We start from the raw sequence: 23586 nt of genomic DNA on the forward strand, positions 1-23586 counted from the left end.
GAACGGGGGACGCACTGATGCTAGATATGAAATATGAAGGCGCCGATTTACGATCGAAACGTCGTCCGAAATCGATCATTGACCGCGTGTGGAATTTTTTTGCATCGGTCAAAGTGGGGTTGTGGTTGATTGGTTTGATTATTGTCGGTTCGGCAATCGGAACAATCTTTCCTCAAGAAATGTATATTCCGCAACAGTTACCTGCTGAACAATACTATGCGCAGGAATACGGGACACCGGGATCCATTTATCATGCGCTCGGATTCCATAATTTATATACGTCATGGTGGTATATCAGCTTAATCGTCATGCTGACACTCTCGCTCATCGTTGTGTCGATTGACCGTGGTATCCCACTTTATAAGGCGCTCAAGAAACAACCGGTCAGACGGACAGAACGCTTCATGAAAGGTCAACGTCTCTTCGGTCAAGGTAAAGGGACAGAAGCTCAAATTGACGAAGTCACAACTTTACTCAAAAAGAAACGATATACCGTCAAACGTGACGGCGATGCCCTGTTAGCGGAGAAACACCGCTTCGGTCGTTGGGGTCCGTATGTCAACCACGTCGGACTTGTCATCTTCTTCCTCGGGGCGATGCTCCGAGTATTCCCTGCTTTTCATACAGACACACTCGAGTGGGTGCGTGAAGGAGATACGGTCTCACTAGAAGCGACTGATGGGGAGTATTATTTACGGAACGATCAGTTCATTCTTGAGATGTACGACCCGGAGAACAATGAGGAGGATGCGAAGTTCGCAGCCGCCATTGAAAAAGCGGGGGCCGTTCCGAAAAACTATGAGACAGAACTGACGTTATTCAAAAAAACGGGAACGAACGAGGACGGATCGCCGCAACTAGAACAAGTCGATGTCGGTTCGACGAAAGTCAACCACCCGTTTAAATTTGATCAATTTGAAGTGTATCAGGAACAATATTCGAGCCGTCCGGAATTCTTATCGATGTCGTTCATGTTGGCAGATAAAGAAACCGGCGACGAATATGGTCCGTTCAAAGTCGATTTGGAGAATCCAGAGAAATCCTATGAGGTTGATGGGGTCACTGTCACCTTGAAAGATTTGTATCCGGACTTTGAAGTGAAAGATGGGCAACCGAACACGAAATCACCTCGTGCTCTGAACCCTGCCTTCTTCTTCAATATCGAATCACCTGAAGGAGAGACGGAATCAAACTTGGTCGGTATTCGTCTCAACGTCGCCGATGAAGAGAACCGTTATGATGTCCAGTTTGCAGGTACAGAAATGGCGAGCACGAGCGGACTCCGTGTGAAGAGTGATTCCACGTATCCAATCTTAATTGTCGGTGCCACCATCTTCATGATTGGGATTGTGATGGGCATGTACTGGCCGCATCGACGCGTATGGGTTCGCCGTCACGAAGACAGCGTGCTCGTTGCAGGCTTTACGAACAAAAACCCGTCTTCGCTCCGCCGGGAAGTTTCGCCGTTATTAGAACAGACAGGCTTACCGATGTGGGAGGACCAGGCGAGATTCACATCGGAATCGGAGAATGAGTCAACAGATGAAAGAGGGGAATCTTGATGGAATGGATTGAATGGAGCAGCCGGATGCTGTTTATCGCGTTCTTCCTTTATGCAATCTCAACGGTGCTCTTTACGATCGCCGTGAGTGGAATGCGTAAAGATCGGAACGTCAACCGAGTCGCCTATGGGAAATATGCATTCAGTTTGGCGGTGATCGGCTTTGTTGCTCAATTGACGTATTTCTTTATGCGTTGGGCAGGTGTCGGTTATGCGCCTGTATCAAACCTGTATGAATATACGACATTCTTTGGAATGATGATGGTGCTAGGGTTTCTTGTCGTATACGGTATTTATAGAAATGATGTACTTGGATTGTTCGCGATGCCGGTGGCGTTACTCGTCATCGCCTTCGCCTCGATGTTCTCGAGCGAGGTCGCACCGCTAATCCCTGCACTCAACAGTGTTTGGCTGAAAATCCACGTTACGACGGCCGCACTCGGTCAAGGCATTTTGGCGATCAGCTTTGCATCGGGTCTTATTTTCTTGTTAAATGAGACGTCGATGAAAGAACAGTCAAAATCGCGGACGTGGCTTGAAGTGACAATGTTCGTCCTCATGTGTACGCTTGGCTTCATCATCGTATCGATGCTCTTTAAGGGAATTGGTGCCGGTGGGGTCGTCGAATTTACGAATGACCGTGGTCAAGTAGAAACGTATGAATATTTCATGCCAATCTTGTTCGCCCCAGAAGGAGCACAACTGTTGTCTGGCGCAAGCGGATTGTCGCTTGAACTTCCAAACTGGATCAACACACTCAAGTTGAACACACTTCTTTGGTCGGTCATCGGCGGTGTCGTGATTTATGCGTTGCTTCGCTTCGTCATTTTGCGGAAACGTGTCGCAGAAGCGCTTCAACCGCTTGCGAAAAAAGTCGACCTCGACCTTGCTGATGAAATCAGTTATCGCTCGGTTGCGATTGGATTACCTGTCTTCATTCTCGGCGGCCTCATCTTCGCGATGATTTGGGCACAGATCGCCTGGAACCGTTTTTGGGGCTGGGACCCTAAAGAAGTGTGGGCCCTCATTACGATGCTCATTTATATATATTACTTGCATATGCGTATTCAGCGCGGCTGGACAGGAACGAAAGCAGCATGGTTATGTGTCGGTGGATTTGCCATCATCATGTTCAACCTCGTCTTCGTCAACTTGGTCATTGCGGGCCTACATTCGTATGCTTGACTTAAAAGAAGTCACGATTGTGACTTCTTTTTCATTTGGTCCATCAAATCATCGTTGTGAAGCGAAATAATAGAGTGGTATAGTTATGGCAGAGAGTAGAATGTTCACAAATGTGCAACATTCTCTACAACTCGTAATGGGTCTTAGGAGGGTTTCAGGAATGGCTGAGAAAACGAAAATTTTAGTAGTCGACGACGAAGAAAGAATTCGCCGACTTTTGAAGATGTACTTAGAACGCGAACAATATGTGATTGAAGAGGCAGTCAATGGCGAAGAGGCACTCGCAATCGCCCTTGAAAACGAATACGATGTCATCTTGCTCGATTTGATGATGCCGAAGATGGATGGTGTTGAAGTGTGTACAGAGCTTCGAAAAACAAAAGCGACACCCGTCATTATGCTCACGGCGAAAGGTGAAGAAATCGATCGTGTTCAAGGATTTGAGGTCGGAGCGGACGATTACATCGTCAAACCGTTTAGCCCACGTGAAGTTGTGCTTCGCGTCAAGGCGCTCCTTCGTCGTTCAGGCTCAACAAAATTCATGCAGACGAGCGAAAAGTCAAAAGATTTGATCGTCTTTCCACACCTGACAATCGATAACGATGCTCACCGCGTCACGGTAGATGGGGAAGAGATCGCACTCACACCGAAAGAGTACGAATTATTATTCTTCCTCGCAAAACAGGTGGACAAAGTCTTTTCGCGTGAACAGTTATTGAAAGAAGTATGGAACTACGAATTTTTCGGAGACCTTCGGACCGTCGATACACATGTGAAACGTCTTCGTGAGAAATTGAATCGGGTCTCTCCAGACGCCGCTCATATGATCACGACTGTATGGGGTGTCGGGTACAAGTTCGAAGCTGCCAGTGAATGATGATTCGTCGAAATAGTATCGTCACGAAACTGTGGCTGACGATTCTCGTTTTGGTCAGCGTAATCTTATTCATTGTCTCGGTATTGATGCTTGAATTTTTTAATTCCTTTCACATCGACCAAGAACGAGGGCATCTCGCCAAACTCGGAGGTCAGGTTCAATCGGTATTGTTGAATGAAGGGGATACGTCACAGACGATTGATCAAATCATCGAAGTTTATGGTGCGAATTATATTCTCGAAAACGGTTCGGTTCGATCCAACTTTGGCAATCAAGTGGACGGTTTGATGGTTGAACTTGAGCGACAAGATTGGGAAACGTACCAGGCGGTCGGGGAAACGGCCATCGGGAACTTCTCATCGTTTAACGATCAAGCGGCCCTTGCTTACCGAACGACATTCTCGTTATCAAACGGTCAATATACGCTGTACTTACTAGAACCCCTTGATGCAATCTCGAGTGCGAATACGGGTGCGCGGACCATCATCTTGTGGACCGTCGCCTCGGCAATCATCGTCACGACCGTGTTCGCGTTCTTCTTATCGACACGGATCACGGCGCCTCTTCGAGAAATGCGGGACGCGGTCAACAAGACAGGTGAAGGGCAATTCGATTTACGTCTCGAGACGAAGACGCGAGATGAGATCGGTGAACTCGCCGCTTCCTTCAATGCGATGAGTAGCCAGTTGGCGAAGTATGTCGATGCCCTTGACCGCGAACGATTGCAACTTGCATCGATTCTACGTTCGATGGCGGACGGCGTCATTACGCTCGACCGTCATGCGAACATCATTGTCACGAATCCGCAAGCGAGTCCGTTGCTTCAAGACGGGCAGCCCCATGAAGTCGTGCTCTCTCTTTATGAGGAAGTGATGGATGGGACATCTGAAAAGACGATTGAAGTGAAACAGGATGACCGCTACTACACTTTGACGGTCACACCGCTCGTCGGTGAGGATGATTTTGAAGGGGCCGTCGTCGTCATTCGGGACACGTCTGAGAGTCATCGACTCGATAAGATGCGGACCGATTTTGTGGCGAATGTCAGTCATGAACTCAGGACACCGCTCGTGACGCTTCAAGGGTATTCAGAGGCGATTATCGACGGCATGACAGAGAGTGACGAGGCAACGAAGGAGTTCGCCTCAATCATCTACGATGAATCACTACGCTTGGCCCGACTCGTCAACGATTTGCTGGATTTGGCACGCATCGAATCGGGTAAAGAGACGATGCAGTTCAGCTCGTTCGATATCGGGGAGTTCTTGCCGCGCGTCATGCGGAAGTTTAACCAAATGGCGTCTGAGAAGGGAATTCAATTACAGACAGACGTACCGCATCGACTCATCGAAGCGGACGGCGACCGACTCGAACAAGTGTTCACGAACTTGATCGGCAACGCCATCGCCCATACCGACTCCGGAGAGATTCGAATTGAGGCGACCGAAATGTCCGACGGGATACAGATTCAATTGACCGATACGGGTCACGGGATTCCGAAAGAAGACTTACCGTTCGTGTTCGAGCGATTCTACAAAGCCGATAAGGCGCGGACGAGTGGTTCGAAAACAGGGACCGGGATTGGTCTTGCCATCGTGAAGAATGTGGTCGACGCCCATCATGGGACGGTCAACGTATCGAGTACAGCTGGTGTCGGTACGACATTTGAGATTTACTTACCATTTGAACAACCACACATCTCGTAATGGTGACTCGTTTGAGTCACCATTTGTGGCATTTTAAGGGGGGAGTCGTATGAAAAGATATACACGAACTGGCGACACGGGTGAAACTTCTTTAATCGGTAGCCGTGTCGACAAACATCATCCTCAAATCGAAGCGATGGGTCATCTAGATGAGTTGAATAGTCACATTGGTTTGGCGATTGCCCATCAAGAGGACGAGTCACTTCGTGGACAGCTGACGAAGGTTCAACACGACCTATTCGATCTCGGGTCGGAACTGATGTACACTGGAGAACCTCCAAAAAAGGTCGATCTGTCAATCGTGACGGAGCTTGAAAACTGGATAGATGAGTGGGAGACGTCATGCCCGGAGCTCATACGTTTCATCCTTCCGGGTGGCAGTGTTGCCGCAGCGAGCCTGCATGTGGCCCGTTCTGTCTGCCGACGGGTCGAGCGTGACTTGACCGCACTCGGTGTCGCCGACCGGCAGCTTCCGTACTTTAATCGATTGAGTGATTATTTATTCACGGTTGCACGTTACGCGAATGTCGTGGCAGGCATACCGGACCAAGAATATGCACGCGGCGCTGCCGTGTTCCAACCAAAACGAAAAAAGGAGTGATCGGCTGATGAAAGGAATCGAGCAGTTCGAGCATCAATTGCACTACTCGGTCTATCCGACCAAGAAATTTAAGACGACGACTTGTATCGTCTCATTCGCTGCACCACTTTCTACAGATACGGTAGCAGATCGAGCCCTACTTCCATTCATTATGGAAAAATCGACGGAGACCTATCCTTCGATTGAGTTATTTCACACACCGCTAGAAGATTTGTATGACACAAACTTGTATGCAGGCGCTTCAAAAATTGGAAAAGAGCATGTCATCCAATTCCAACTTGAAGTCGTCAACGACAACCTTGTCGGGGAAAACGTCCTGAGCCAAGCAATCAAATTGCTTGAAGACGTACTGCTTCGTCCAAACGCCTATGACGGTGCATTCCAACCGCTCATTGTGGAGCAAGAGCGCCGTCTACAACGCCAGCGCATCGAATCGGTCTATGATGACAAGATGCGATTCGCCCAACAGCGTCTACAAGAGATGCTCGGAGGAGAACTCGCAATCCCGTCACTCGGTACGCTTGAACAACTCGACCATGTCACGCCAAAATCGTTGTACGATGCCTATCAATCGATGATTCAAGACGACCGTGTCGACATTTATGTCGTCGGGGATGTCAGTCGTGAACAAGTCGAACAGGCCTTTAACCCATTGGAATCTCTTGGGACACGTCAACCACGCCTGTTACCTGAAGCGAGTCGAGGTGAGTTTAAGCGGTTAGAGGAGCATCAAGACATCAAACAAAGCAAGCTTCATCTCGCCTATGCGCTCGATGTCGACCCACGTACAAAAGACGCGATACGTATGCAAATTGTAAACGGGTTATTCGGTGGATTTCCTCATTCGAAACTGTTTATGAACGTCCGTGAAAAAGAAAGTTTGGCATATTATGCTGCTTCACAATATAGTTCACTCAGCCGAAAGTTATTCGTATACGCAGGAATTGATGCGACGAATCAGCAGAAGACTGAACAAATCATCGAAGAGCAATTGAAGGCTTTACAAGCGGGCGAGTTTGAAGATGAAACGCTACAACAGACGAAAGAACTCTTGTTCCACCAACGTCGTCAACTCGGAGATAGTCCGCGTCAGTTGATTGCTTGGATGAGCGGAGCGGACGTTCGTCCATTCTCGCTAGACGAAGAGATTGCGATTATCGAAAACACGACACGCGATCATGTCATCGCCCTTGCGAATGAGATAGAGCTTGAAGCTGTCTATTGTTTGAAAGGAGGAGAAGCATGAAACTAGACTTTCCAAACGTCGGAGAGACATTACATCACCACGTGCTCGACAATGGCCTCTCCGTTTACTTGTTGAAAAAGACTGGATATGAAAAAACATTCGCGACGTTCACGACCAAATATGGATCGATTGACCGACGCTTTAAACTAGAAGACTGGATCGAGGTTCCCGATGGTATTGCGCATTTCTTAGAACATAAGATGTTCGAAAAAGAAGATGGCGACGTCTTCCAACAGTTCGGACGTCAAGGCGCTTCGGCGAACGCTTTCACCTCTTTCACACGGACGGCGTACTTGTTCGGTGCGACGTCGAACATTCAGAAAAATGTTCAAACGTTGCTCGACTTCGTTCAAACTCCATATTTCACGGAAGAATCGGTGGAGAAAGAGAAGGGCATCATCGGTCAAGAGATCCAAATGTATCAAGACAATCCGGGATGGCGTCTTTATTTCGGTTTGATTGAAGCAATGTATGAGACACATCCCGTTAAAATCGATATTGCGGGCACTATCGAATCGATTTCGAAGATTACTGCAGAAGATTTATACGTTTGTCATCAAGCGTTCTACCATCCGAGCAATATGACGTTGTTCGTCGTTGGAAACATTGAACCGGATGAGATGCTCGAATTGATTCGAAACAATCAGTCGACCAAATCATTCGATGCACCGAAGCTGAGTGCCCGTGAAACGGTTGAAGAGCCGATCGCGGTTCGTTTGTCGGAACGAGTCATCGAGATGGATGTCTCTGTCCCGAAAGTGATGATTGGCTATAAAGATGCCCCGCAAGCTGGCGAAGCGGGTCTGAAGCAAGAGTTGACGGTAGAATTGCTTATGCATGCACTGTTTGATACGACAGCCCCTCTCTATACTGAACTGTATGCTGAAGGACTGATTGACGATGCCTTTTCGTTTGACTATACGTCAGAAGAAACATTCGCCTTTGCTGCGTTGTCGATGGAGACGTCGGAAGTCGATGCGTTTGTCGGTCGTGTGACGGAGGCACTGGAACGTCCACTTCAACTCAATCAGGAAACGCTTGACCGTAAGAAACGCATGATGCAAGGACAATTTTTAAAAGCACTGAATTCACCGGAATTCATCGCCAATCAGTTTTCTCGTTATGCGCTCAATGACGGAAACTTGTTCGAGATTCCGAATTTGATTGATGACATCACATTAGATGAACTATACGAAGCGTACGAGCGGTTGTTCCGTCAAGAGCAACGGACCGTATGCATCGTCAAAAAGCCATGAAGACGTTGATTGTTGGAGCGAGCGGTGCCATCGGACGTGCCGTCTCGCTCGCTTTTCGTGAAGATGAATTGATTTTGCATGCGAACGAGGGTCACGAAAGACTACGTCATTTGATTGATGAAGAAAATCTTTCGGCAGAACTTTTCCCTTGTGACCTAACAGACCGAGGTGCCGTTGAGTCGTGGGTACAAGAAATGCCGAACGTCGACCGAATCGTCTACGTGGCCGGACACGCTCTTCATGGTCTCGTCGTCGACCAAGCAATCGATGAGCTCGACCGTCTCTATGAAATTCATGTCCGTGCGATGATTCGATTGGTCCAGTCCGTTGTAGCTAAGAAGCCGTATGATCATCAACTCGATATTGTCATTGTCTCAAGCATCTGGGGTGAGGTCGGTGCGGCCGCCGAGGTATTTTACTCCACAGTCAAGGCAGCCCAGCTCGGCTTCGTCAAAGCGTTTGCCAGAGAAGTGGGACCGTTCAATGTTCGAATCAATGCGGTGACACCAGGGTGGATTGATACGCCAATGAATGATACGGTAGAAGAGTCGAAGGAATCCGTGATGAACGACATTCCACTTGGACGACTCGGGAATACTGAAGATGTTGCTAAAACCATTCGTTTTTTATGCTCAACGGACGCCTCCTATATGACAGGAACGGTGTTACGCATCGACGGTGGCTGGCAATGATCTAGTCACTGTACATAAACGAGTTCTTTTCAATTCTTCTAAAATAATTTAAAATAGGCTAGGTAGTGAACTCGCTCGAAAGGATGGTTGGGGATGGAACATAAATTCGAAGAGTGGTATCTCGAGTATGAACTGTGTCAAAATCGACCGGGTATCCTCGGAGATATCGCGTCTCTCATGGGAATGCTTCAAATATCCATCGTCACCATCAATGGAGTCGATCTACAGCGCCGTGGGATGTTGTTAAAAGCCCCGGCTGCTGATCATGTCCATCGGCTCGAACATATTTTGAAGCGAATGGAAGCTATCGCTGTCATCAAGTTACGGCGTCCCAAATTAAGGGATCGAATAGCGATTCGACATGGTCGATACATCGACCATGACAGTGATGATAAAAAGACGTTCCGTTTCGTGCGAGAAGACTTAGGGATTCTCGTCGACTTTGTCGCAGAGTTGATGAAGGAAGAGCGTCATTTATTGATTGGCGTACGCGGTAATCCTCGCGTCGGAAAGACGGAATCTATCGTCGCGGCGAGTGTGTGTGCAAACAAACGATGGCTGTTTTTGTCATCAACACTGATGAAACAGACCGTTCGAACCTCATTATTTGAAGAAGAACGGGAAGGCGATCACGTATACATAATTGATGGAGCCGTCTCCACTCGTACAATGGATGAACGACATCGACAGCTCATCCGTGAAGTCATGCGATTGCCTGCAGTGAAGGTTATTGAACATCCTGACTTATATGTCCGAAACACCGATTGCGTGTATGAAGACTTTGATTATATTATTGAATTGAGAAACAACCCGGATGAAACGATCATCATCCCACAAGAAACACATCGTGAGTCAGAATGGTTTGAATAATAATGTGAATGGAAGGTGTGGACCCCTGTGACAGAACTAGGGACTTTTTTGAAACAAAAGCGTGAGGAGAGCGGATTGACGCTCGACCAAATCCAACAGACGACGAAAATCCAAAAGCGCTATATCATCGCGATCGAGGAAGGTGATTACAAAAATCTCCCTGGCTCTTTCTATGCACGGGCGTTCATTAAAACGTATGCGGAGTCACTCGGTCTAGATGTAGATGAACTGTACGGAACATATGCAAAAGACTTACCAAAAATCGAGGCACAGCCGACCGCTCAGTTATCTCGGAAGAAAACGTATTCCAAGGCTTCGGAGTCTACGAGCCGGGTTTCAAGGTGGGTTCCAAAAGTACTGCTTGTCCTCACTGTCTTTTTGCTCATCACTGCGGTTTATTTTGCGGTGAGAAGCATCGACTTCGGTGGGCAGGATGCGAGTCCTACTGAACCGCCAAGTTCTAGCGTTACGGTCGACCAAAACGAGGATGTTCCGGCAGATGAGCCTGTCGAGGAAGAACCGTCTGAAGAGAATCCGGCTGAGGAAGAACCGCCTGCAGAATCCGGTCCGGTTACGGTGACAGAATCGAACGGTGCGGATATCACATATGAACTTATGACGAGTGAAAAATTATCAACTGAGATTTATGTAAAAGAGTCCCCGGCCTCATATGTTGGCGTACGTGATACATCACTTGAAGGAGCATTCCTAGCGCCTGAATATCCAAATCAATCGAAACAAAACCCGATTGTCATTGAAGACGCTGAGACGGACACGCTACGTATTCGAATCGGGCTCATCGCAGGTGTTGAGAAAATCGTCGTCAACGGTCGCGAGCTCGAGCTTCAAGAGTCTCCGGTCACACAAAATATTTTTGTAAAGAGAGTTGACACTGAATAAGTCGACTCTCCTTCTAAGAGGAGGCGTTCTACATGAACCTACCTAACCGATTGACGATGTTACGCGTGGTACTCATTCCCGTATTCGTCGTCTTACTCGCTATTGATTTTGATTGGGGCAACATCGCCTTTTTAGGTGCTGACATCCCACTTCACCAATTTATTGCTGGTGTGATTTTTACGATTGCGGCCATTACGGACTGGCTGGATGGTCACTTGGCCCGCAAACACAATTTGGTCACGAACTTTGGTAAGTTTATGGACCCGCTCGCAGACAAACTTCTCGTTACGGCGGCACTCGTGCTCCTCGTCGAGATGGACCTCGTTGCGGCTTGGGTCGTCGTCGTGATTCTTTCACGCGAATTCGCTGTCACTGGCCTTCGCCTTGTCGCTGCTGACGAAGGGATTGTCGTCGCGGCCGGAAAATCTGGGAAGGCGAAGACGTGGGTGCAACTCTTTGCCATCATCTTCTTGCTATTCGGTAATCCGATTTTCAGCTATGTCGGAATCCCATTTGGCGAATGGGCGATGTGGTTGGCACTCGCGCTGACGATTTATTCAGGTGCTGAGTACTTCGCACAAAACTACAAGATAATTGTGAAGTCGATGTAAGTCGACAGAGACGAGTTGGTTGATCTAGCTCGTCTTTTTTTTTGAAGTCGAGGAGGAATTAAGATGAAACGAGCCGAAATCATTGCGGTAGGAAGCGAGTTGCTCTTAGGAGAAATCATCAATACGAATGCCAGTTACATATCAGAACAACTGTCGAAGTACGGCGTGCCGGTCTTGTATCATCAAGTTGTCGGGGACAACGCGGCACGAATGCGAGAGACTTTTGAGATCGCCCGTCGTCGTTCTGACTTGGTCATCGTCACAGGTGGGCTAGGTCCAACAGCGGATGACGTCACGAAAGAGGTCCTTTCTGAACTGCTCGAACGTCCGATCGTACGGGATGAGGAAGCGTTTGAGACGATTCAACGATTCCTTCGCTCGCGTAATCGCCCGATGAATGAGGGGGATGCACGCCAAGCCGATGTGTTGAGCGGAGCAGACGTGCTACAAAATCCAGTAGGGCTTGCTCCGGGTATGTGGATTCCTGGTGATACGACATGGATGCTACTCCCAGGTGTACCGCGTGAGATGCGAGCGCTCGTCGATGAGACGTTTCCGAAAAAGTTTTCAGGTGCGACGCTCGTCTCGGAATCGCTACGATTTTATGAGATTGGTGAATCCGCCCTCGACGATGCAGTGAAAGACTTGTTGAACGGTGCAAATCCAACCGTCGCGCCATATGCCGAGACTGGAGAGGCAAGACTCCGAATCAGCGCTCGTGCTGTCGATGAGATGACGGCGAGAGCGATGATTCAAGAAGTGAAGTCTAAAATTTTAGAACGGGTCGGTTCATATTATTTCGGATCGGATGAAGAAACGATTGCCTCGCATCTTGTTCAATTGCTGACTCGCATGAATCGAACGCTCGCTGTTGCCGAGTCATTGACCGGTGGTGAGGTCCAGTCGATGATCACATCGACACCGGGTTCGTCAGCTGTTTTTTTAGGAGGGATGGTGACGTATTCGGATGAGCTAAAAAATAGGTATTTGGGGGTCGCCCTTGATACAATTGAACAGCACTCAGTCGTCTCAAAAGAAGTTGCCTATGAGATGGTCGTGGGGTTGGCTCATGAATCGAAAGCCGATTATGCCCTTTCATTCACAGGTGAAGCTGGACCGACATCAAATTCGGGTCGTCCGGTCGGAACGGTCTATATCGGCGTGAAAACGCCAGGGGGAACCGAGGTCATCGAGCGAACGTATCCACATCAGGAACGTAATATGATTCGTATGAGAGCTGCAAAAGACGGGTTGTGGGCCCTCATCCAGCGAATTGAAAAAGGCGAATAAATGTTCGTAAAAAACTTGTGTATCGCCAACTGTTCACGTATAATGAAAGTATCAATTAAAGGAGGCTCATTTATCTATGAGTGATCGTAAACAAGCGTTAGAAATGGCATTGCGCCAGATTGAAAAACAATTCGGTAAAGGCTCGATTATGCGCCTTGGTGAAAATACAGACCAACAAGTGTCGGTCATCCCTTCAGGGTCAATCGCTCTCGATGTCGCGCTCGGAGCAGGTGGATATCCACGTGGTCGTGTCATTGAAGTATACGGACCAGAATCTTCAGGTAAGACGACTGTCGCCCTTCATGCGATTGCGGAAGTTCAAAAACGCGGAGGTCAAGCTGCATTCGTCGATGCCGAGCACGCGCTCGATCCGAAGTATGCTAAAAACCTTGGTGTCAACATCGATGAGTTGCTTCTCTCTCAACCGGATACAGGGGAGCAGGCGCTTGAGATCGCTGAAGCGCTCGTTCGCTCTGGTGCGGTTGATATCCTTGTTGTCGACTCGGTTGCGGCACTCGTACCAAAAGCCGAAATCGAAGGGGAAATGGGAGATTCACACGTTGGTCTTCAAGCCCGCTTGATGTCTCAGGCACTTCGTAAGCTGTCTGGTGCGACGAACAAGTCGAAGACGATTGTGATCTTCATCAACCAAATCCGTGAGAAGATCGGTATCATGTTCGGTAACCCGGAAACGACTCCAGGTGGTCGCGCCTTGAAGTTCTACTCTTCGGTGCGTCTTGAAGTTCGTCGTGCAGAAACACTCAAACAAGGTCAAGATATGGTCGGGAACCGTACGAAGATCAAGATTGTTAAAAACAAGATTGCGCCACCATTCAAAACGGCAGAAGTCGATATCATGTATGGAGAAGGAATCTCACGTGAAGGGGAGCTCATCGACATCGGTGCAGACCTCGATATCGTTCAAAAGAGTGGAGCTTGGTATTCATTCAATGAGGAACGTCTCGGTCAAGGCCGTGAGAACGCGAAGCAGTACATGAAAGAAAACCCAGCAATCGCTGCCGAAGTGGAACGACAAATTCGCGACCACTACGGCTTGAACGGAGAAAAAACGGTCACAGTCGAAGGAGAAGACGACGAAGTTATTTCACTTCTCGATGACGAATAAGCAGATTGTCTCACTTGGAATCATCCGAGTGAGATTTTTTTAGTATAATTTTTAGACAATTGGTAGTTCTATCCTGTCCGTGCATTGCATTCTCACTCTTAAATAAGTACAATAAAGTTATGCGCGGGCTTGCCCGTGCTACTCACTTATTAAAAAAATAAAATAACCTTGCGAAAGGGAGGTGAACATGATGGAATGGCTATACTGGCTTATTCTGATCCTCCTTTTGCCGATAGCTTTTGTTGCAGGTTTTTTTGTGCGTAAATCGATCGCCGAAGCGAAGATTCAAGGTGCCGAGACGGAAGCGACTAAGATTGTGGAGCAAGCCAAACAACAATCGGAAGCGATGCAAAAAGAAGCACGGCTTGAAGTAAAAGAAGAGATGATTCAACTTCGTAATGAGACGGAACAGGAATTACGTGAACGTCGCGAAGAACAGAAAGTAAAAGAGAATCGCCTCGTTCAAAAAGAAGAGCTTCTCGACCGCAAAGCAGACATGCTCGAGCGGAAAGAAGACTCACTTGATGAACAGGAACGAGGACTCGAAAAGCGCAAGCGTGAAGCAGAAATGCTTGAAAGCAAAGTGGAGGACTTATACGCAGAGGCACGCCAAGAACTTGTACGCGTGGCATCCCTCTCGAAAGATGAAGCACGTACCATCATCATGGACGAAGCGAAGCAGGAAGCGCTTCACGATGCTGCTCTCCTTCAAAAAGAAATCGAGCAAAAAGCAAAACAAGAAGCGGATAAAAAAGCGAAACACCTCTTATCTCTCACGATGCAACGATACGCTGCTGAACATGTCGCTGAGACGACGGTATCCGTTGTTAACTTACCGAGTGATGAGATGAAAGGTCGCATCATCGGGCGTGAGGGTCGTAACATCCGGACGCTCGAGACGTTGACTGGGATTGACCTCATCATTGATGACACACCAGAAGCCGTCATTTTGTCAGGATTCGACCCGGTTCGCCGTGAAATCGCCAAAATGACGCTTGAAAAACTCGTTCAAGACGGTCGGATTCACCCGGCTCGAATTGAAGAGATGGTCGAGAAATCGCGTCGGGAAGTGGATGAGCGCATTCGTGAGTACGGAGAAGAAGCAACGTTCGAAGCCGGGATTCATGGACTCCATCCAGACCTCGTCAAAACACTAGGTCGCATGCGCTATCGTACGAGTTATGGTCAGAACGTCTTGTCTCACTCGGTCGAGGTGGCACACCTTGCCGGGATGATGGCAGCCGAACTCGGGGAAGACGTCACGCTCGCGAAACGGGCAGGGCTCTTACACGATATCGGTAAAGCGATCGATCACGAAGTCGAAGGTAGTCACGTCGAGATCGGTGTGGAACTTGCGACGAAGTACAAAGAACATCCGGTCGTCATCAACTCGATTGCTTCCCACCACGGGGACGTCGAGGCGACATCGACGATTGCGGTACTTGTGGCAGCGGCCGACGCCTTGTCAGCAGCTCGTCCTGGAGCTCGCCAAGAGACACTTGAAAGCTACATTCGCCGTCTCGAACGACTCGAGTCAATCTGTGAGTCGTTTGAAGGTGTCGAAAAATCGTATGCGATTCAAGCGGGACGTGAAGTCCGAATCATCGTTCGTCCTGATGTCGTCGACGATGTCGTCGCCGGCAAGATGGCACGCGATATTTGTAAGCGAATCGAGGATGAACTCGATTATCCTGGACAAATTAAAGTGACGGTCATTCGTGAAACACGTTCCGTCGATTATGCGAAGTAAACGAAGCGGAGAATTTCTCCGCTTTTTCTGTTTGAGGGAGGATTTTATATGAAAATTTTATTTATCGGTGACGTGGTCGGTAAACCAGGTCGAGATATTTTAAGCAATCAGATTGGTCGGTTGAAAGATAAATACAACCCGACGTTCATGCTCGTCAACGGGGAGAATGCGGCGAACGGACGCGGTCTCACGAAAAAGATTTATCAACAGTTTTTGGAGCTCGGCTTTCATGGGGTGACGATGGGGAACCACACGTGGGACAACCGCGACATCTTTGATTGGATCGACGATGCCGACCGGATCGTTCGTCCGGCCAACTATCCGGATGGGACACCGGGTGTCGGGATGATGAAGCTAAAGCAGAATGGGAAGAAATTGGCCGTCATCAACGTCATGGGAAATGTCTTCTTGCCATCTCTTGACTGCCCGTTCCGGACTGTCAACCGTCTCATTGAAGAAGTGCGGGACGAGGTCGATGCGATCTTCGTCGATGTCCACGCCGAGGCGACAAGTGAAAAGATTGCGATGGGGTATCATCTTGACGGCCGCGCTCAAGCCGTTGTTGGGACACATACACACGTGCAGACAGCGGACGAGCGTGTCCTACCGAACGGAACGGCCTACATTACAGACGTCGGCATGACCGGCCCACTAGACGGGGTGCTCGGGATGGATGCATCGGTCGTCTTAAAAAAATTTATGACACAACTCCCAGTTCGGTTTGAAGTTGCCGAGGGACGGGAACAACTTAATGGAGTTTTCATTACAATCGATGATCAGACGAAACGAGCGACAAAAATCGAACGAATACACCTAGATGATCAGACCGTCTGGTTTGATTGAACAACCTACCCGAGGGGGAAACAAGAATGGACGTACTCAAAGTTTCGGCAAAATCGAACCCTAACTCCGTTGCGGGTGCTTTAGCGGGTGTGCTACGTGAAAAAGGAACGTGTGAGATACAGGCGGTTGGGGCAGGTGCGCTGAATCAGTCCGTCAAAGCCGTCGCAATCGCCCGAGGCTTTGTCGCGCCAAGCGGTCTCGATTTGATTTGCATTCCAGCCTTTACGGATATTATGATAGACGGTGAGGAACGTACTGCCATCAAGCTCATCATCGAGCCACGATGAGCAGTAGGGACATAGGTCCTATTCTTGTTAAGAGGAGCCATCGGCGCGGATGGCTCCTCTTTTTTTATGAAAATCGGACGTTCCATCTTCTCAGTTTCGTCATTTTATGACAAGATGATAAAGAACGTATCGTTCGATCATAAGAGACAAGAGGGGGACGTTTTCAATGGAACAACTCGTGTCAACCACAGAGAAGGAAACAACGACACCAGTAATGAAAGCGATTCAAAAACACACGGCCGGTTTTGGGGCAAAACTGGTCGACGTACCAGTTCCGACACCAGGGCCTGGAGAAGTGCTCATTCAAGTAAAAGCGACATCGATTTGCGGGACCGATGTCCACATCTATGAGTGGGATGAGTGGTCACAGAGTCGCGTCAAACCACCGTACGTATTTGGTCATGAATTTTCGGGAGAAGTCGTGGCGCTCGGGGAAGGGACGAAGCGTATCCAGATCGGACAAACCGTGTCTGCAGAGACGCATATCGTCTGTCATCAGTGTAAACAATGTTTGCGCGGACAGTATCACATCTGTAAGAACACAAAAATCATCGGCGTGGACACGCAAGGCTGCTTCGCAGAATACGTCGTCATGCCTGAAGAGAACTTATGGGTGAATCCGGAATCGATGCCGGCAAAACTCGCCTCGATTCAAGAACCACTCGGCAATGCGGTCCATACGGTGTTAGCGAGTGACGTGTCTGCCAAATCGGTCGCCATCGTCGGTTGTGGACCGATCGGACTCATGGCGGTCGGCGTCGCCAAAGCAGCAGGTGCAAGCCGAGTATACGCGGTCGACGTCAATCCGTATCGCTTAAAACTCGCTGAAGAGATGGGGGCGGATGTCGTCATCAACAGTTTAGAAGAGAATCCGCTCGAATTGATCGAGCGTGAGACAAACGGAGACGGGATTGATGTCGTCTGCGAGATGAGCGGACACCCGATTGCGATTGATCAGGCGTTCAAGATGGTCACGGCAGGTGGAGACGTCAACGTCTTGTCACTCCCGGCTCGTCCGGTCGCCATCGACCTCACGCGGGACGTCGTCTTTAAAGGGGTCCGTGTCCAAGGGATCACAGGACGAAAAATGTATGAGACGTGGAGCCAAGTCTCGACGATGCTTGCGACGGGTCAGTTGAACGTCGAACCGATCATCACGCACGTCTTTAAGCTCGAGGAGTTCGAGAAAGGGTTCGAACTCATGCGGGCAGGGAAATGTGGAAAGGTCGTCTTAATACCTTAAAGGGGGAAACAACATGGCATTTGAACATATTACACAAGCAATCAATGAGATGAAAGAAGAGGGGACGTTCCGTAAGCTCGTCCCACTCGAATCGGCACAAGGGAATGAAGTGACAATCGATGGGAAATCACTCGTCCAGTTGTCCTCGAACAACTACCTCGGACTCGCGAACCATCCGCGATTAAAACAAGCGGCGATTGAAGCGGTCGAGCAATATGGGGCAGGAACGGGATCGGTCCGGACGATTGCCGGGACGTTCGAGATGCACGAAGCGTTTGAGCGCGAGCTCGCCGAGTTCAAACATACGGAGGCCTCACTCGTCTTCCAATCAGGATTTGCGACGAACCTCGGGGTGTTGTCTGCACTGCTCGGACCGGAGGATGTCGTCATTAGTGACGCCCTCAACCATGCGTCCATCATTGATGGGATTCGTCTCACGAAAGCGGCGCGTCGTATTTATAAGCACGTCGACCTTGAAGACTTGGAGAAGGCGTTGAAAGAGACACAAGATTATCGCACGCGTCTCGTCGTGACGGACGGTGTATTTTCGATGGATGGGAACATCGCACCGCTCCCAGCCATCGTCGAACTCGCAGAGAAGTATGACGCTGCGGTCATGGTCGATGATGCGCACGCATCAGGTGTCCTTGGGAAAAATGGTCGTGGGACGGTCAATCACTTCGGTCTGGACGGTCGTGTCGCGCTACAGGTCGGGACGCTTTCAAAAGCAATCGGGGTACTTGGTGGTTACGTAGCCTGTTCACAAGACGTTCGCGATTACTTGATCCATAAAGGTCGCCCGTTCCTCTTCTCGACATCACATCCACCGGCAGTCGTGGCGGCGAACCGTGAAGCGATCCGTGTCATGAAAGAAGAAGAGGAGTTGTTTGACAAGCTGTGGGTGAACACCGAATTCTTCAAGAACGGCTTACGTGATCTCGGTTTCGATATCGGACATGCGACGACACCAATCACACCGGTCATGCTCGGCGAAGAGACGCTTGCGCATACGTTCTCGGACAAGTTGAAGGAGCATGGTGTATTCGCACAAAGTATCGCCTTCCCGACGGTCGAGCGTGGAAAAGCCCGTATCCGGACCATCGTCACAGCGGAACATACGCGAGATGACCTCGAACGGGCACTCGAAGCGTTCAAAACGGTCGCGGAAGAGTTGAATGTGACACTTCACGCATAAACGAGGACTGCAGACAGATTGTCTGCAGTTTTTTGATGGAAATGTATGTGAAATCTAATCAAGCTGAGAGACTAGTTATTATTATTTCAATTACCGTATTTGAAAAAATTATATGAATCCTAAAAGTTAAGAAATTATATTCTTCACCCTTCGATTTTTTCAAGTGAGTCGAGTGTTAAAAGCTGACTTTTACCATCATGACAAGTTTTTCTTAATGTGTCTGCTCTTTCTACAATAAACAAGATATAACGCCTTGCTTAAATCATGAACATCCCTCTGAATCCTCGAGCGGCATAATAAGAATCTGCACCATTATGGTAGACGAATATGTGTCCATAGCGACGGTCGCAAAACAGCGCACCGCCTTTTTGACGGATTGTGTCCGGTGTCTGAATCCAACTCGATGTCTTCGAATCAAAAGTTCCGAGCGTTTGTAAGTGTCGGTATGCTTCTTCATCGAGAAGGGTGATACCCATCTGGTCAGACATAGCGATTGCACTTCTAGCAGGCTTGTTCTTCTTTCGCGCTTCGAGTGCGGTGTCGTCATAACAGAGCCTGCGACGACCGCTTGGACTCTCCGCTGAACAGTCGCAAAAAGCAAGGCCACCACTAGGTAGACAAATCACGTCCGGTTCTCCTCCGGTTTGTTCCATTTGAAATAAGGACAGAAGTTTTTCTTCCGCAGCTTCAATTTTTGTTGAAATGTCAGACCATGACACATGTTTATGCCGCTCTGGATGGTCATCAAAACGCAATTTCAGCGTGCTTAGTAGATCAAGAACTTGTTCTTTTGAAGGGTTAGGCATAAGGCATCGCTCCTTATTAATTGTTTCTTTTAGTATAAGCTATGTATATGATTAATACTTCTTGATTCAAAACCTTTGAAACTAGTAATGAATAGAATCCGGTTGAATGTCATTGCGAGTGTCTGCTCTGGAGGTGGAACATGTTTTGATTGAAGCAATAGCGATCTCGATTAGCATCGATGTAGAACTTTCTTAGTTTGATAAATTGATTTAACTGATTCGATTTTTCACTACCTTGGAAAGTGGTAAATGAGAAGATGCGGCTACGCTCAATACTTGGCGATCGGTTGATTTCTTTTTATGGACTACAAACGCATAGTGTTTGTTCTGCAGAGAAAGCGTTTCAGGGTCTGCTAAAAGTTGCAGTGACCTATTAAAAGTGAATACATAATTTGATGATTGAGAAGGAAGGGTCTATATGCTTGAATACAAAATAAATGACGATCTCACGCTAAGAATGTTTAATGTAGACGACGCTGAAGCATTATTTCAACTGACGATGACATCGAAGCCTTATCTGCGAGAGTGGCTCGGGTGGCTCGATTATATCGATTCAGTGGAAGACTCAAAGCAGAACATTGAGGGACGGATTAAAGGATTGATTGAAACGGGCGGGCGCCCAAAATCGTTCGCTTTGATGTATAAGGGTACACTAGCGGGGACAATCGGATTTAACGAAATCAATCGTGGAATCCAATGTGGCACGATCGGGTATTGGCTCGGACAAGATTTTCAGGGAAAGGGCATCATGACTCAATCACTCGGGACCATCATCGAGTATGGGTTCGGAGACCTTAAACTAAATAAAATTGAGATTCGAGTCGCGACAGAGAATGTAAAGAGTCGGGCACTTCCGGAACGATTTGGCTTTAAAGAAGAAGGGTTCATTCGAGATGCGGAATGGTTATATGACCGTTATGTCGACCATGTCGTCTACGGGTTGTTGCGGGATGAATGGGTAAGATAACGATAGAAAGGACATTCTCTCATGATGGGAGAATGTCCTTTCTGCAAATCAATAATCGATTTGGATGATAATCTCTAATGATTTTTTTAAAATTTCCACATCTCGATCCGATAAACTTTCGAAAACTTTTTCATTCAGCTCGACTGTCGCAGCTTCGATTCCACTTCGCAATTCTTCAGCTTTTTGAGTAGGTACAACCAATACGTTTCTACGATTATCAGGATCAATCGAACGCTCGATCAGTCCTGATTTTTGCATTTTATCAAGTATTCCTGAAATCGTAGGAGCTTCAAGATACAACTTTTCTCCAATCTGTTTCGGGGAAAGCTGTCCGTCTCTCCACAAACAGTTTAATACACCATATTGAGCTGGAGTCACTTCATACTCTTCTAGTAGCTTGCTGAAATATTTAAAAACCTTATTCTGGCTAGCGCTTAGTAAAAAGTTAATACAATCTTTCAATTCCATATCGTTCTCCCCTTATCTTGACACTGTTCATCATAGCATGTTAAATTTCGTGGTGAAACAGTTTTGTTACAAAACAATTTTGGTTACGAATTCTAGCTTAAGGTTTTAATGAAAGAAACCAACGCTTAAATGCAATCTAAAATGAGGAGGAGAACAAAAAAATGAGCAATGAAAAACAATTTTCAAACATCAAAGTAAAAGTAGAAAATCATGTGGCTTATTTATTCTTAAATAATCCACCGGCAAACGTAATCAGTTCAGAAACGGTTAACGGATTGTCAGAATGCGTTGATTATGTCGCGAATGATTCAGAGATAAAGGTAGTCGTGATTACAGGGGAAGGGAAATTCTTCATTGTAGGTGCTGATATCAAAGAATTTGTATCTGCGTTCGATAGTGAAGAACAAGGGAAGTCACTATCTGTAAATGCACAGACTGTCTTAAACAAGATTGAACAATTACACAAACCTGTCATTGCTGCGATTAATGGGGCTTGCTTAGGTGGAGGTTTGGAACTTGCGATGAGTTGTCACATGCGGATTGCTGCAGACGAAGCCAAACTTGGGCAACCCGAACTGAACTTGGGATTGATCCCGGGCTTTGGAGGTACGCAGCGTTTGGCACGTCTTACGAATAAGTCAAAGGCTCTTGAAATGATTTTGACTAGTAAAATCATTGGGGGGAAAGAAGCGGAATCAATTAGATTAGTGAACAAATCAGTGCCTCTTGCTGAATTAATGGATGAAGCGAAACAACTTGCCGAAACTATTGCTCTTAAAAAGAGTCGATCATCGATTGCGGCAACGATGGAGGCGGTAAATAAAGGTTTGGAAACAACATTAGAAGAAGGTCTGGCGATTGAAGCAAACCTTTGGGCAGGGTTGTTTACAACGGAAGACATGAAAGAAGGGGTCAATGCTTTTATCGAAAAGCGTGAGGCGGAATTCCAAGATAAATAATGATTGGATCATTTCAACCTGTTCTCAGTAAGTGTACTTTGCGTTTAAGTCATAGCAACTTATACAATCATCAAGGCGGTGATCGATAGTGGACGCTCGAGAAAGTGTCGTCACAGAAGTTCAAAATGGAATTGGGTGGATCAAGCTGAATCGCCCCCGTGCGTTAAACTCTTTAAACGTTGATATGGTAGATACGATGAATGAACAGCTAAAAAAATGGAAGCAAGATGACAGTGTATCATTCGTATGTATTTACGGAGAAGGCGAAAAGGGTCTGTGCGCAGGTGGAGATATGCGCGCCTTATATGATTTAAAAGAAGATGATATAGAAGCATACGCCAAACAATTCTTTTCGATCGAGTACGAATTGGACTATGAGATTCATCATTATCCAAAACCAGTCGTCGTATTCATGAACGGTATAGTCATGGGTGGTGGCGTCGGACTATCAATAGGTGCCTCACACAGGATTGTAACTGAATCGTCCAAATGGGCAATGCCAGAAATGAACATCGGTTTTTTCCCTGATGTCGGGGCAAGTTATTTTTTAAATCAGATGCCTGGTTCAGTAGGAAGATATCTTGCTTTAACCGCGACCGGTATCCATGCACAAGATGCGCTCTATATCGGAGCAGCTGACCATTTCATTGAGAGCAAGGATTGGCCCAAATTAAAAGAAGGCATGATGGAAAAACGTTGGACGCCTGATTCAGTTGAAACGGACCTCAATCAGCTATTGGATTCGTTCCGGAGACCTGTTTCTCTTCCTTCGTCAATATCATCCGTACAAGACAAAATCGATCAGTACTTTCGGTTTGAAACAATTGAAGAGATTATTTCATCGCTTAAACAAGGTGCGAGAACAGGCGATGAGTGGGCAGAGAAAACGATAGAGACACTCCGATCTATGTCACCCACGTCATTGAAAGTGACCCTTCGTCAAATGCAGAAAGGGAAAGAGCAATCTCTTCAAGCGTGTTTTGATATGGAACAAAACCTCGCATTGCATTTTATGAAATGTCATGATTTCTATGAAGGGGTTCGTTCAGTTCTTGTTGATAAAGATCGTACTCCGATATGGAATCCTTCTACACTTAGCGAAGTGACAGAACGGCAAGTTGATTCTTTTTTTGAAACGGTATAGCGA

The 23586-nt window shown here is 47.5% G+C and carries 23 protein-coding genes; 21 read left to right on the forward strand and 2 right to left on the reverse strand.

The annotated features are described in order from the left end of the window. The first annotated feature begins 17 nt into the window (after positions 1–17). The 18 genes from resB to KNO96_RS01340 all read left to right on the forward strand — a co-directional run bounded on the left by resB (position 18) and on the right by KNO96_RS01340 (position 19239). On the forward strand, positions 18–1562 hold the full coding sequence (gene resB, locus KNO96_RS01255; RefSeq protein ID WP_214701913.1) for a cytochrome c biogenesis protein ResB: 1545 nt from the start codon (positions 18–20) through the stop codon (positions 1560–1562). Beyond that, positions 1562–2746 (forward strand): c-type cytochrome biogenesis protein CcsB, encoded by a 1185-nt coding sequence (gene ccsB, locus KNO96_RS01260; protein WP_026825820.1) that lies wholly within the window; start codon positions 1562–1564, stop codon positions 2744–2746. Before resB ends, ccsB begins: the two co-directional genes overlap by 1 nt. Before the next feature lie 160 nt (positions 2747–2906). After that, the gene (locus tag KNO96_RS01265; RefSeq protein ID WP_214701914.1) at positions 2907–3623 is read left to right on the forward strand and encodes a response regulator transcription factor; all 717 of its coding nucleotides are present in this window, start codon (positions 2907–2909) and stop codon (positions 3621–3623) included. Continuing rightward, the gene (locus KNO96_RS01270; RefSeq protein ID WP_251125025.1) at positions 3623–5329 is read left to right on the forward strand and encodes a sensor histidine kinase; all 1707 of its coding nucleotides are present in this window, start codon (positions 3623–3625) and stop codon (positions 5327–5329) included. The genes KNO96_RS01265 and KNO96_RS01270 overlap by 1 nt, the downstream gene beginning before the upstream one ends. Positions 5330–5378: 49 nt before the next feature. Then, positions 5379–5930, forward strand: coding sequence for a cob(I)yrinic acid a,c-diamide adenosyltransferase (locus tag KNO96_RS01275; protein WP_026825823.1), 552 nt, complete (start codon positions 5379–5381; stop codon positions 5928–5930). A gap of 7 nt (positions 5931–5937) precedes the next feature. Beyond that, positions 5938–7176: an EF-P 5-aminopentanol modification-associated protein YfmF gene (gene yfmF, locus KNO96_RS01280; RefSeq protein ID WP_214701916.1), complete on the forward strand. Its 1239-nt coding sequence runs from the start codon at positions 5938–5940 to the stop codon at positions 7174–7176. Beyond that, a complete protein-coding gene (gene yfmH, locus KNO96_RS01285) occupies positions 7173–8432 on the forward strand; it encodes an EF-P 5-aminopentanol modification-associated protein YfmH (protein WP_026825825.1) in 1260 nt (419 codons plus the stop codon). Before yfmF ends, yfmH begins: the two co-directional genes overlap by 4 nt. Next, positions 8411–9124 carry an elongation factor P 5-aminopentanone reductase gene (gene ymfI, locus KNO96_RS01290; RefSeq protein ID WP_235181838.1) on the forward strand — a complete coding sequence of 238 codons (714 nt, stop codon included), beginning with the start codon at positions 8411–8413 and terminating at the stop codon, positions 9122–9124. Before yfmH ends, ymfI begins: the two co-directional genes overlap by 22 nt. A 93-nt stretch (positions 9125–9217) precedes the next feature. Next, positions 9218–9994, forward strand: coding sequence for a YmfK family protein (locus KNO96_RS01295; RefSeq protein WP_012726484.1), 777 nt, complete (start codon positions 9218–9220; stop codon positions 9992–9994). Positions 9995–10021: 27 nt separating this feature from the next. Then, positions 10022–10894, forward strand: a complete 873-nt coding sequence (locus tag KNO96_RS01300; protein ID WP_214698850.1) for a helix-turn-helix domain-containing protein — start codon at positions 10022–10024, stop codon at positions 10892–10894. A gap of 32 nt (positions 10895–10926) precedes the next feature. Then, complete coding sequence (gene pgsA / locus KNO96_RS01305) at positions 10927–11505, forward strand: CDP-diacylglycerol--glycerol-3-phosphate 3-phosphatidyltransferase (protein WP_026825828.1); 579 nt, start codon at positions 10927–10929, stop codon at positions 11503–11505. A 63-nt stretch (positions 11506–11568) separates the two neighbouring features. Further along, on the forward strand, positions 11569–12795 hold the full coding sequence (locus tag KNO96_RS01310) for a competence/damage-inducible protein A (RefSeq protein ID WP_214701918.1): 1227 nt from the start codon (positions 11569–11571) through the stop codon (positions 12793–12795). Positions 12796–12871: 76 nt separating this feature from the next. Beyond that, positions 12872–13921, forward strand: coding sequence for a recombinase RecA (recA, locus tag KNO96_RS01315; protein ID WP_026825830.1), 1050 nt, complete (start codon positions 12872–12874; stop codon positions 13919–13921). 187 nt (positions 13922–14108) lie between these two features. Next, a complete protein-coding gene (rny, locus tag KNO96_RS01320) occupies positions 14109–15671 on the forward strand; it encodes a ribonuclease Y (RefSeq protein WP_214701920.1) in 1563 nt (520 codons plus the stop codon). 48 nt (positions 15672–15719) lie between these two features. After that, positions 15720–16514: a TIGR00282 family metallophosphoesterase gene (locus KNO96_RS01325; protein ID WP_214698846.1), complete on the forward strand. Its 795-nt coding sequence runs from the start codon at positions 15720–15722 to the stop codon at positions 16512–16514. Positions 16515–16540: 26 nt separating this feature from the next. Next, positions 16541–16801, forward strand: a complete 261-nt coding sequence (locus tag KNO96_RS01330; protein WP_026825833.1) for a stage V sporulation protein S — start codon at positions 16541–16543, stop codon at positions 16799–16801. Between the two features lie 166 nt (positions 16802–16967). Beyond that, the gene (gene tdh, locus KNO96_RS01335) at positions 16968–18044 is read left to right on the forward strand and encodes an L-threonine 3-dehydrogenase (protein WP_214701921.1); all 1077 of its coding nucleotides are present in this window, start codon (positions 16968–16970) and stop codon (positions 18042–18044) included. A gap of 13 nt (positions 18045–18057) precedes the next feature. Beyond that, the gene (locus KNO96_RS01340; protein WP_214701922.1) at positions 18058–19239 is read left to right on the forward strand and encodes a glycine C-acetyltransferase; all 1182 of its coding nucleotides are present in this window, start codon (positions 18058–18060) and stop codon (positions 19237–19239) included. A gap of 257 nt (positions 19240–19496) precedes the next feature. Here the strand turns inward: KNO96_RS01340 and KNO96_RS01345 are convergent, their stop codons facing one another. Beyond that, positions 19497–20045: a DUF4256 domain-containing protein gene (locus tag KNO96_RS01345; RefSeq protein WP_214701923.1), complete on the reverse strand. Its 549-nt coding sequence runs from the start codon at positions 20043–20045 to the stop codon at positions 19497–19499. Positions 20046–20463: 418 nt separating this feature from the next. Between KNO96_RS01345 and KNO96_RS01350 the strand changes: the two genes are divergently transcribed. After that, positions 20464–21012 carry a GNAT family N-acetyltransferase gene (locus KNO96_RS01350; RefSeq protein WP_214701924.1) on the forward strand — a complete coding sequence of 183 codons (549 nt, stop codon included), beginning with the start codon at positions 20464–20466 and terminating at the stop codon, positions 21010–21012. A 48-nt stretch (positions 21013–21060) separates the two neighbouring features. Here KNO96_RS01350 and KNO96_RS01355 read toward each other — a convergent pair whose 3' ends face one another. Beyond that, a complete protein-coding gene (locus tag KNO96_RS01355; RefSeq protein WP_214701925.1) occupies positions 21061–21480 on the reverse strand; it encodes a MarR family winged helix-turn-helix transcriptional regulator in 420 nt (139 codons plus the stop codon). Between the two features lie 161 nt (positions 21481–21641). Between KNO96_RS01355 and KNO96_RS01360 the strand changes: the two genes are divergently transcribed. Together KNO96_RS01360 and KNO96_RS01365 are read left to right on the forward strand one after the other, a co-directional pair. After that, the gene (locus KNO96_RS01360; RefSeq protein WP_214701927.1) at positions 21642–22439 is read left to right on the forward strand and encodes an enoyl-CoA hydratase; all 798 of its coding nucleotides are present in this window, start codon (positions 21642–21644) and stop codon (positions 22437–22439) included. An 88-nt stretch (positions 22440–22527) separates the two neighbouring features. After that, complete coding sequence (locus tag KNO96_RS01365; protein WP_214701928.1) at positions 22528–23583, forward strand: enoyl-CoA hydratase/isomerase family protein; 1056 nt, start codon at positions 22528–22530, stop codon at positions 23581–23583. The last annotated feature ends 3 nt before the right edge of the window (positions 23584–23586 follow it).

Origin of the sequence: Exiguobacterium sp. s89 (assembly GCF_018617735.1) — a bacterium.
Classification (GTDB): domain Bacteria; phylum Bacillota; class Bacilli; order Exiguobacteriales; family Exiguobacteriaceae; genus Exiguobacterium; species Exiguobacterium marinum.